At 64.5% G+C, this 10114-nt stretch carries 10 protein-coding genes; 8 read left to right on the forward strand and 2 right to left on the reverse strand.

Features of this window, described 5'->3' with window-relative positions; translation table 11 throughout:
* The 7 genes from AC1DX0_RS24455 to AC1DX0_RS24485 form a co-directional block, all read left to right on the forward strand.
* A partial coding sequence (locus tag AC1DX0_RS24455) for a flavin reductase (RefSeq protein ID WP_477357140.1) occupies positions 1-1488 on the forward strand: 1488 nt, incomplete at its 5' end.
* A complete protein-coding gene (locus AC1DX0_RS24460) occupies positions 1485-2522 on the forward strand; it encodes an LLM class flavin-dependent oxidoreductase (protein WP_477220267.1) in 1038 nt (345 codons plus the stop codon). The genes AC1DX0_RS24455 and AC1DX0_RS24460, both read left to right, overlap by 4 nt.
* A 10-nt stretch (positions 2523-2532) precedes the next feature.
* Entirely contained in the window at positions 2533-4002 is a 1470-nt protein-coding gene (locus AC1DX0_RS24465; RefSeq protein ID WP_477220268.1) for an aldehyde dehydrogenase, read from the forward strand.
* Positions 4003-4061: 59 nt separating this feature from the next.
* Positions 4062-5066 (forward strand): ABC transporter substrate-binding protein, encoded by a 1005-nt coding sequence (locus AC1DX0_RS24470; protein WP_477220269.1) that lies wholly within the window; start codon positions 4062-4064, stop codon positions 5064-5066.
* Positions 5067-5125: 59 nt separating this feature from the next.
* A complete protein-coding gene (locus tag AC1DX0_RS24475) occupies positions 5126-5986 on the forward strand; it encodes an ABC transporter permease (protein WP_477220270.1) in 861 nt (286 codons plus the stop codon).
* Positions 5987-5988: 2 nt separating this feature from the next.
* Positions 5989-6789 carry an ABC transporter permease gene (locus tag AC1DX0_RS24480; protein WP_477220271.1) on the forward strand — a complete coding sequence of 267 codons (801 nt, stop codon included), beginning with the start codon at positions 5989-5991 and terminating at the stop codon, positions 6787-6789.
* Complete coding sequence (locus AC1DX0_RS24485; protein WP_477220272.1) at positions 6786-7862, forward strand: ABC transporter ATP-binding protein; 1077 nt, start codon at positions 6786-6788, stop codon at positions 7860-7862. The genes AC1DX0_RS24480 and AC1DX0_RS24485 overlap by 4 nt, the downstream gene beginning before the upstream one ends.
* 49 nt (positions 7863-7911) lie before the next feature.
* Here the strand turns inward: AC1DX0_RS24485 and AC1DX0_RS24490 are convergent, their stop codons facing one another.
* On the reverse strand, positions 7912-8694 hold the full coding sequence (locus tag AC1DX0_RS24490; protein ID WP_477220273.1) for a DeoR/GlpR family DNA-binding transcription regulator: 783 nt from the start codon (positions 8692-8694) through the stop codon (positions 7912-7914).
* Positions 8695-8874: 180 nt separating this feature from the next.
* Here AC1DX0_RS24490 and AC1DX0_RS24495 point away from each other — a divergent pair, with 180 nt between their 5' ends.
* Positions 8875-9678 carry a hypothetical protein gene (locus AC1DX0_RS24495; protein WP_477220274.1) on the forward strand — a complete coding sequence of 268 codons (804 nt, stop codon included), beginning with the start codon at positions 8875-8877 and terminating at the stop codon, positions 9676-9678.
* Here AC1DX0_RS24495 and AC1DX0_RS24500 read toward each other — a convergent pair.
* The coding region (locus AC1DX0_RS24500; RefSeq protein ID WP_477357142.1) for an NAD(P)-dependent oxidoreductase at positions 9679-10114 on the reverse strand (436 nt) is incomplete at its 5' end.

Genomic DNA, 10114 nt, shown 5'->3' on the forward strand with positions numbered 1-10114 from the left:
GCCCAGGAACTCGCGCTGCACGCACCGGAGCGCGTCCGCCGCATCGTTTCGCTTAACGCGGTGTTCCGGCGTCCACCTGAACTGGCCGAAGCAGTTCGCCAGCGCGCCGTGGCGCTCAACGGCCGCAGCGATACGGCCGGCACGGCACAAACCATTGCCCGCTGGTTCGGAGATCCGGTGCCGGCCGAACTGGAGGCGGCAGCGCAGAAGACGGCATCCGCACTGAGCGCGGTCGACCCGGAAGGCTATGCCCGCACTTATCGCCTGTTCGCTCGTGCCGACGGCGATCATGCTGACCGCCTGCCGACGCTGGCCGTGCCGGCCCTGTTCATGACCGGCTCCGAGGACAGGAACTCTTCGCCGGCAATGTCGGCCGCGATGGGACGCCTGGCGCCGCATGGCCGCTGCACGGTGCTGCCGGGCGAGAAGCACATGATGGCGGTCGCCGCGCCCGATCTGACAACGCGCCATATCGTTGACTTCCTCGCAGAGGACGAAGCGATCGAACAAAACAACACTGCGGAGGCGAATACCGGGTTCGACAGCGGCGAGTTCCGCCGTGCGCTTGGCTCCTTCCTCACCGGCGTCACCATCGTCACAACGATCGGCCCCGAAGGCGAGCCCCGCGGCTTCACCGCCAACTCCTTCACCTCGGTGTCGCTTGATCCGCCGCTGGTGCTGGTCTGCATCGCCCACAAGGCGCTTGGCCATCCCGTCTTCGCGACTTCGAAAAGCTTCGCCATCAACATCCTGAATGAGGGTCAAAAGGCAGCGTCCGGCGTCTTTGCCTCGAAAGCGGCCGACAAGTTCGCCTCGGTGGCATGGCGGCCGGGACGGACCGGCAGCCCCGTGCTGGACGGCTCCGTCGCGTCCTTCGACTGCGACATGGAGCGGCTGGTCGAGGCCGGCGATCATTCGATCCTCATCGGCCGCGTCCGCGATTTCGAGCACAATTCGGCGCAGCCGCTCGGCTATTGCCGCGGCGCCTATGTCGCCCCCGGCCTCAGCCAGGACGCGCTCGCCGCCACCCAGCCCGGCACTGATGTCGGCGCCATCCTCGAAAATGGTGGCCGGATCCTGTTCCTGGAAACGGCGGACGGCTTTGAACTGCCGCGCGGCCGGGGATTGGGCTCGGCCGGTGACGGCAAAAGTCTGCGAGGGTTGCTTGCGGCAAAGGCCATCGAGGCTCAGCTCGGCTTCCTGTTCGCCGTCTGGGACGACGCCGGAAATGTTTCACGCACGCACGTCTACTATCGCGGCACGTTTGATGTGCCCGCTTCCAGCGATCGCGGCATCCGGCTGATCGAGATCGACGCGATCGAAGGCTTGAAGATGCCCGATCCGGCGATCCGCTCGATGCTCGCGCGCTATATCAGGGAATGCTCGGTGGATGCCTTCGGCGTCTATGTCGGCAACGATGTCGAAGGCGAGGTCCGGCCGCTCGCCAGACCCAGCGCTTCCATCGTCAATACAGGTGACCACGGATGAAATTCTCGCTCTTCGTGCACATGGAACGGTCGGACTTGGCCAAGCCGCATTCCGAGCTTGTGACCGAGCTCGAGGAGCTGGTCCTGATGGCCGAACAGGCAGGGTTCGAGACCGCCTGGATCGGCGAGCATCATGGCATGGAATTCACCATCTCGCCCAATCCCTTCATCAACATCGCCTATCTCGCGGCCAAAACCAGCCACATCCGCCTTGGCACTGGAACCGTGATCGCGCCCTTCTGGCATCCGATCAAGCTTGCCGGCGAAGCCGCGATGGCCGACGTCATCAGTGGCGGCCGGCTCGACATCGGCATCGCGCGCGGCGCCTACAGCTATGAATATCAGCGCATCTTTCCAGGCCTCGACGCCTGGGGCGCCGGCCAGCGCATGCGCGAGATCATACCGGCGATCCGCGGCCTCTGGGACGGCGACTTCGAACTCTCCGGCGAGTTCTGGCAATTCCCCGCCACCACCTCCTCGCCCAAGCCGCTACAGAAACCCTACCCGCCGATCTGGGTGGCGGCCCGCGACCCGAATTCGCACGATTTCGCCGTCGCCAATGGATGTAAGGTCCAGGTGACGCCGCTGGCTTCCGGCGATGACGAGGTGACGAGCCTGATGCAGCGCTTCAACGCCGCCTGCGCCTCGCATCCCGAGATCGAACGGCCGGAAATCATGCTTTTGATGCACACCTTCGTTGCCGAAGACGCGGCCGATGCCGATCGCCTCACGCAGGACCTGTCGAATTTCTACTGCCAGTTCGGCGCCTGGTTCCAGAACAAGAAGCCGGTGCATCAAGGCATATTGGAGCCGCTCACGGCGGACGAGATCGCGGCCATGCCGCAATACGCGCCCGACAAGATCAGGCAGAACCTGGTGATCGGCGAGGCCGATGAGGTTATCGCCCGGCTGAAGACCTATGAGGCGCTCGGCTACGACCAGTACTCGATCTGGATCGACAGCGGGCTTTCGCACGAGCGCAAGATGAAATCGCTGCAACTGTTCATCGACCGGGTGATGCCGGCCTTCCTCTGATCGCGAGCCCATGACCGACGCCCTCTTCAGGAATTTCATCGACGGCCGCTTCGACGAGCCGTCCGCCACGTTCGACAGCGTCGACCCGTCGACCGGCGCGGCCTGGGCCAGGATGCCGGCGGCGAGCGAAGCCGATGTCGACCGTGCCGTCGAGGCGGCTCACCGCGCACTGCGCTCAGACCCATGGCGAAGGATGACAGCAACGGCGCGCGGCAAGCTGCTGGTCAAGTTGGGCGACCTTGTCGCCGCCAATGCCGGGCGACTTGCCGAGCTCGAGACACGCGACACCGGCAAGATCATCCGCGAGACCCGCGCCCAGATCGCCTATGTCGGCGACTACTATCGCTACTATGGCGGGCTCGCCGACAAGCATGAAGGCACGCATGTGCCTGTTGACAAGCCGGATCTCGACGTCACCATCCGCCGCGAGCCGATCGGCGTCGTTGCCGCGGTGGTGCCGTGGAACTCGCAGCTCTTCCTCTCAGCCGTCAAGCTCGGCCCAGCGCTCGCCGCCGGCTGCACCATCGTGCTCAAGGCCTCCGAGGACGGCCCGGCGCCGCTGCTCGCCTTTGCCGAACTCGTCCAGGAGGCCGGCTTCCCCCCAGGGGTCGTCAACATCCTCACGGGCTTCGGCCGGGAGTGCGGCCGGCGCCTGACCAGCCATCCGCTGGTTTCGCGCGTCGCCTTCACCGGCGGTCCGTCGACGGCGCGCGCCATCGTCAGGAACACGGCGGAGAACCTTGCCTACACCACTCTGGAACTCGGCGGCAAAAGCCCGGTCGTCGTCTTCGCCGACGCCGACCTCGACAGCGCCGCCAACGCGGTGGTCGCCGGCATTTTCGCCGCGACCGGCCAGAGCTGCGTCGCCGGCTCGCGGCTGCTGGTCGAGCGTTCGGTGAAGGATGAATTCCTCGCCCGGCTGAAGCGCAAGGCCGAAGCGATCCGCATCGGTGATCCGCAGGATCCGGTGACCGAAATGGGTCCACTGGCCACKCTGCGTCAGCGCGACTGGATCGAGAAGGTGGTCGCAGAGAGCCTTGCCGCGGGCGGCACGCTGGTCACCGGCGGCACGCGGCCAGCCGGCAGCGGCTTCTACTACGCACCGACCATCATCGATGCCGGCGGCAATGATCTGCCCTGCGTGCGCGAGGAATTGTTCGGGCCGGTGCTCAGCGTGCTTGCTTTCGACAGCGAGGCGCAGGCGCTGGCACTCGCCAACGACACGCCCTTCGGCCTGGCTTCTGGCGTGTTCACCAGCAATCTCGGCAAGGCGCACCGCATGGCGCGCGACATCCATGCCGGCGTCGTCTGGGTCAACACCTATCGCGCCGTATCGCCGCTCGTTCCCTTCGGCGGCTACGGCCTGTCTGGCCTCGGCCGCGAAGGCGGGCTCGATGCCATCAGAGATTACACACGCTCGAAATCCGTCTGGATCAACACCTCGGACGAGCCGATCCCCGATCCCTTCGTCATGCGCTGAGAACCGCGGGACGCAGGTGCACTGAGAAAAACAAGAACAGACCAACAGAGGAGAATGACATGAAACTGATTTTGACCGGCCTGCTGGCCGGACTGCTCGCGGCGACAGCCGCCAAGGCCGATGAAATGGCGTTCACCAGCTGGGGTGGCACCACGCAGGAGGCGCAGACCAAGTCTTGGGCAGCCCCCTTCGAAGCCAGCTCCGGCATCAAGGTGCTGCAGGATGGTCCAACCGACTACGGCAAGCTCAAGGCCATGGTCGATGCCGGCAACGTCACCTGGGATGTCGTCGACGTGGAAATGGATTTCGCCATCAAGGCCGCCAAGGATGGTCTGCTCGAGCCGATCGACTATGCGGTCGTGCCCAAGGCCGATCTCGACCCGCGTTTCAGCAATGAGCATTCCGTCGGCAGCTTCTACTATTCCTTCGTGCTCGCCTGGAACAAGGGCGCGGTCTCGGGCGAACCGACCGGTTGGGCCGACATGTTCGACACCAAGAAATTTCCCGGCAAGCGAACCTTCTACAAATGGTCGGCCCCCGGCGTCATCGAGATCGCGCTGCTGGCCGACGGCGTGTCGGCGGACAAGCTCTATCCGCTCGACCTCGACCGGGCCTTCAAGAAACTCGACACCATCAAGTCCGATATCGTCTGGTGGGGCGGCGGCGCCGAGTCGCAGCAGCTGATTGCTTCCGGCGAGGCCGCCTTCGGCCAGCTGTGGAACGGTCGCGTCTTCGCCCTGCAGCAGGATGGCACCGATGTCGGCGTCTCCTGGAACCAGAACCTCACCGCCGCCGACGTGCTCGTCGTGCCGAAGGGCGCCAAGAACAAGGGCAGTGCGATGAAGTTCCTCGCCGCCGCCACCAGCCCGACCGGCCAGGCGAAATTCGCCGAAGCAAGCGGCTATGCGCCCATCAACACCAAGGCCAAGGCGGAGATGCCGGCCGATGCCGTCAAGGCGCTGCCCGATGCCCATGTCGAGGGCCAGATCAACCTCGACATGAACTACTGGGCCGAGCATCGCGACGAGATCGCCACGCGCTGGTATGCCTGGCAGACCAAGTAACACCGTTGCAGAACGACGTGGCGCGGCCTGCGCGCCCCGTTTCGAGACAGGACCACTCGATGCAGGGAAATTCTTTCAGACGCGGCTCGGTTGCCGGCCTGCCGGCCGGCAGCGGCAGCGCCTTGCCGGCCCTGCTCCTGGTTGGCTTGTTCTTCATCGTGCCGGTGGTCGCTTTGCTGCTGCGCAGCGTCACCGATCCTGAGCCAGGCTTGCAGAACTACGCCGCGCTGTTCGGCAGCGGCACCTATGTGCGGGTGTTCCTCAACACCTTCCTGGTCGCATCGGTCGTCACCGCCGTCACCATCCTGGTGGCTTTCCCAGTGGCCTGGATGCTGGCGATCATGCCGCCGGCCCTGGGCTCGATCGTCTTCGGCATCATCATCCTGTCGATGTGGACAAACCTTCTCACCCGCACCTATGCGTGGATGGTGCTGCTGCAACGCACCGGCGTCATCAACAGGGCACTGATGGGCCTGGGCATCATCCATGAGCCGCTGCCGCTCATCAACAATCTGGCCGGCGTCACCATCGGCATGGTCTACATCATGCTGCCCTTCATGATCCTGCCGTTGGTCGGCACGCTGAGGGCGATAGATCCGATGACGCTGCGCGCCGCCGCCCTTTGCGGCGCAAGCCCGTTCGAGGCCTTCCGCCGCATCCTCTTGCCACTGTCGCTTCCCGGCGTCGCCGCCGGCGGCCTGATGGTCTTCGTCATGTCACTTGGCTACTTCGTGACGCCTGCCCTGCTCGGCGGCACATCGAACATGATGCTGGCCGAGATGATTGCCCAGACGGTGCAGTCGCTGCTCAACTGGGGGCTCGGAAGTGCGGCCGCCTTCGTCCTGCTCGTCGTCACCATGGCCCTCTACGCGATCCAGCTTCGCCTGGTCGGCGCCAGGCGCACCGGCGGAGGGATCTGAGCATGCTGCTCGACTACGACAGGCTCGGATGGCTGCGCGTGGCGCTTGTCGGCTTCACGGCGGCCGTCGCGGCTTTCCTGTTGCTGCCGGTGGTCTTCATCGTGCTCCTGTCATTCGGCTCGTCGCGCTGGCTGGCCTTCCCGCCACCCGGCTGGACGCTGAAATGGTACCAGCAATTGCTGGCCGACCCGAGCTGGATCGATGCGGCGCTGACCAGCGCCCGGATTGCCGCCATGGCTGCCATCCTTGCCGTCATCATCGGCCTGTTCGCCTCCTTCAGCCTGGTCAGGGGCGAATTTCGCGGACGCCAGGTTCTGCGCGGGCTGCTGTTGACGCCGATGGTGCTGCCGGTCGTGGTCTTCGCCATCGCCATCTACGCCTTCTTCCTGCGCATAGGCCTCGCCGGCACCACGGTCGGCTTCGTGATCGCCCACACCATCCTCGCGCTGCCTTTCGCCATCATCCCTATCACCGCCGCGCTCGAGGGTTTCGACAAATCCATCGAGGACGCGGCCATCGTCTGCGGCGCCAGCCCGTTTCAGGCACGGTTGAGGATCACCTTGCCGTCGATCAGGATCGGCATCTTCTCGGCGGCGATCTTCTCTTTCCTGGCCTCATGGGACGAAGTCGTGGTGGCGATCTTCATGGCAAGCCCGACCTTGCAGACCTTGCCGGTCAAGATCTGGGCTAGCCTGCGCGCCGACCTCAGCCCCGTCGTCGCCGCCGCCTCCAGCCTGCTTGTCGGCCTGACCTTGTGCCTGATGATCGTGACCGCACTCCTTCGCAGAAAATTGTCCAGATGACCCGACCGTTCCTGTCCATACGCGCAGTGAGAAAGACGTTCGGCGCCTTCGTCGCCGTCCATGACGTCACCATCGATGTGCCCAAGGGTGAGTTCCTGACCTTCCTCGGCCCGTCGGGCTCCGGCAAGTCGACCACCCTCTACGCCATCGCCGGTTTCCAGGATCCGAGCTCGGGCGATGTGCTCCTGGAGGACAGGTCGCTGCTTTCGGTGCCGTCGCACAAGCGCAACATCGGCATGGTCTTCCAGCGCTACACGCTGTTTCCGCATCTGAGCGTCGCCGAGAATGTCGCCTTTCCGCTGCGCGTTCGCCGCCGGCCGGATGGCGAGATCAAGCGCAAGGTCGCCGACATGCTGGCGCTGGTGCGCCTCGAAAATTTCGCCGACCGCCATCCGGGCGCGCTGTCTGGCGGCCAGCAGCAGCGCGTGGCGCTTGCCCGCGCGCTGGCCTACGATCCGCCGATCCTCTTGATGGACGAACCCCTGTCGGCGCTCGACAAGAAGCTGCGCCAGGAGATCCAGGCTGAGATCCGCCGCATCCACCGCGAGACCGGCGTCACCATCCTCTATGTCACGCACGACCAGGAGGAGGCGCTGCATCTTTCGGATCGCATCGCCCTGTTCAGGGAAGGCCGCATCGAACAGATCGGTACCGGCGAGGATCTTTACCTCCGGCCGGCGAGCGAGTTCGTTGCCGGCTTCATCGGCAACTCGAATTTCCTGCCGGCCGAGCATTTGCAAACCGCGGGCGGGGCGTCAACGATCCGCCTGGCCGACGGCTCGATCGTGACCGGCGTCAAGACGACAACGTCCTTCGGCCAAGGCCAGAAGGTCCGGCTGATGGTGCGCCCGGAAGCCTTCCGCCTCACGCCCGGGCCAACAAGCGCGGCACTCGCCGTCGAGATCGTCGATACCGCCTTCTTCGGCGATCGCCGGCGCGTCGTGGCGCGTACGGCCAGCGGCGACGAAATCGATGTCAGGCCAACCTCGGATGCAGAGGAAGCGGATAGCGCCGCCACATCAGGTCAGCGCATCTTTTTCGATCCCGCTTCGGCATTCCTGTTCCCGGCCTGACGACTGGCATTCTTCCTGCCGGGTTCGATTCCGCCCTCGGCAACTCCGTTCAGCCGCCGCTGAAAACGTGGAGTCCCGTTCCAGCCGCTTCAATGACAGCGCGTAGCGCTGGTTGCGGCTCACGATCGGTGACGATGTCGGAAAGCTCGCCGAGCCCGCAGACGCGTTCGAGGCTGTTGCGGCCGAACTTGTCGTTGGTCACCACAAGCGCCGTCGACAGCGCGCGCGCAATCATCGCCCGCTTGACCGCCGCCGCCCCCGTGATCATGTCGCTGGGCCCGTCCACCGACAGGCTCGAGGCGCCGATGATGGCAATGTCGGCATTGTAGCGCCTGACGAATTCCACCGTATCCTCACCGACCACGCTGGCTTCGCGGCTGTCATAGGTTCCAGGGCACAGGATAACCCGGAAGGTCGGATTGGCCCCGGTCACCGAGGCCACGCCGATGGAATTGGTGATGATGGTCAGCTCGCGCTTGAGCTGCGAGAGACTGCGTGCCACCTCGTAGGTGGTCGAGCCGCCATCGATCATCACGATCTGGCCTTTCTCGACCAGTCCGGCCGCACCACGCCCGATCCGGGCACGCTCCTCGATCATGGTCTGGCTGCGCTCGGCAATCACCGGTTCGGATGTCACCAGCGAGATCGTCGCGCCGCCATAGGTTCGGTTGAGCAGTCCTGCATCGCCAAGCTCGATCAGGTCGCGGCGGATCGTTTCGCCGGCGACACCCAGGCGCAAAGCGAGCCTGGAGATACGGATCGACGCCGAGCGGCGCACTTCCGTCAGGATGAGCGCATGCCGCTCCTTCTTCGATAGCCGGCTCTTCTCCATGATCGATTCTCCGCGAAGTCGACACTATTAACCATGCCGACGCTGATGGGGAAGGAGTCTCGAAAGGCCTAGCTGGTCAGCCCCGATTCGAACGGTTCAAGCCGGATGCCGGCTGACAAGCGCAAGCGCTGCTGATTTGATGACGTTCCGACGAATCGGCGGAAGACGACGGAGACCGCAATGCATGTCGTGACATTGTTGAAGGCTGATATGTTCGACGTCGAGATCGACGGCAAGCCCGCCTCGATCCCGCAGGCCTTGCCGGACTGGAACCCGCATGACCGCTTCGGCCTGGTGATCGACGATGCGCTTGGCGGCATCGGCGCCACCCATCTTCTGCAGATCGCCATCACCTCCTTTTACGACATCAAGCCGAGCCGTCGCACGGAGCTGAAGGTCTATCCCGAAATCTATGCCTTCCACATCGGCAAGGGTTATGGCGCGCACGCGCCCTATGATTTCTGGCCGGCCCGGCGCGAGATCATCACCTCGCTCGATCATCGAGAAGTGCTCGACGCCATCAATGATCGCGGCATCACAAGGCTGGCCGTTCCCGATCGCGCTCCACGCAAGGTCGTGCATCGGCCGAAGGAAGTCGATGCGGCGCTCGACCGCATCGCATCGGCCTTCGTCTACGACCCGTCGGGTCGGGTTTCGGATCCCGACCTCGTCATTTCAGGCAACGACAGGCGTACTGAATACAATCCCAACAGTGCCTTGCGGCCGCGCTACAGCGACAGCCGGCCGGCTTCGGTTTCGACCGCGGCCAAGCCGGTCAAGGAACTCGATTCGTCCTACCAGGACTGGCTGCGCAAGCGTGAGCACGATTTGACCAGCGAGGAACGCGCCTTTGTCGAACGCCGCCGCCAGGATCTGAGACAGGACGGCCTCGTCACCGAAACCTATCGGCGCATCAGTGTCCGCGAAGCGCTGATGCGGTTGGCGTCTGCCGGCCTCGATCGAGACACGGCCGCCGCCGTTTGATCAATAGCCGACGGTAAAACGCTGCCTGATGTGGGCCGGCTTCTCGATCTCGTCGACCATGACGATGGCATAGTCCTCGAAGGAGATGCTGCTGCCCTTGTCCGAGGCGAGAAGCGTGTCCTTGCCGAGGCGGAACTTGCCGGTGCGCTCGCCCGGAATGAACATGGCGGAGGGCGACAGGAAGGTCCAATCGAGGTCGCCCACCGTCTTCAACGTGTCGAGGAAGTCGGCGCCCTTCTGTGCTTCGGCCTTGTAGATATCAGGGAATTCAGGGGTATCGACCAGCCTTTTGCCGGGCGCGACTTCAAGGCTGCCGGCGCCGCCGACAATGAGATAGCGCTTCACGCCGGAAGCACGCACGGCGGCGATCAGCGTTTCGGGGTCGCTATCCAGAAAGTGCACGGCGCTGATCACCACATCATGGCCGCGGATCAGG

It is taken from the genome of Mesorhizobium sp. P3_A9, from assembly GCF_056402975.1.

Excerpts from the sequence above, each read along its gene's own strand:
- AC1DX0_RS24460 (WP_477220267.1), top strand. The coding sequence starts at position 1,485 with ATGAAATTCTCGCTCTTCGTGCACATGGAACGGTCGGACTTGGCCAAG.
- AC1DX0_RS24470 (WP_477220269.1), top strand. The coding sequence starts at position 4,062 with ATGAAACTGATTTTGACCGGCCTGCTGGCCGGACTGCTCGCGGCGACA.
- AC1DX0_RS24475 (WP_477220270.1), top strand. The coding sequence starts at position 5,126 with ATGCAGGGAAATTCTTTCAGACGCGGCTCGGTTGCCGGCCTGCCGGCC.
- AC1DX0_RS24480 (WP_477220271.1), top strand. The coding sequence starts at position 5,989 with ATGCTGCTCGACTACGACAGGCTCGGATGGCTGCGCGTGGCGCTTGTC.
- AC1DX0_RS24485 (WP_477220272.1), top strand. The coding sequence starts at position 6,786 with ATGACCCGACCGTTCCTGTCCATACGCGCAGTGAGAAAGACGTTCGGC.
- AC1DX0_RS24490 (WP_477220273.1), bottom strand. The coding sequence starts at position 8,694 with ATGGAGAAGAGCCGGCTATCGAAGAAGGAGCGGCATGCGCTCATCCTG.
- AC1DX0_RS24495 (WP_477220274.1), top strand. The coding sequence starts at position 8,875 with ATGCATGTCGTGACATTGTTGAAGGCTGATATGTTCGACGTCGAGATC.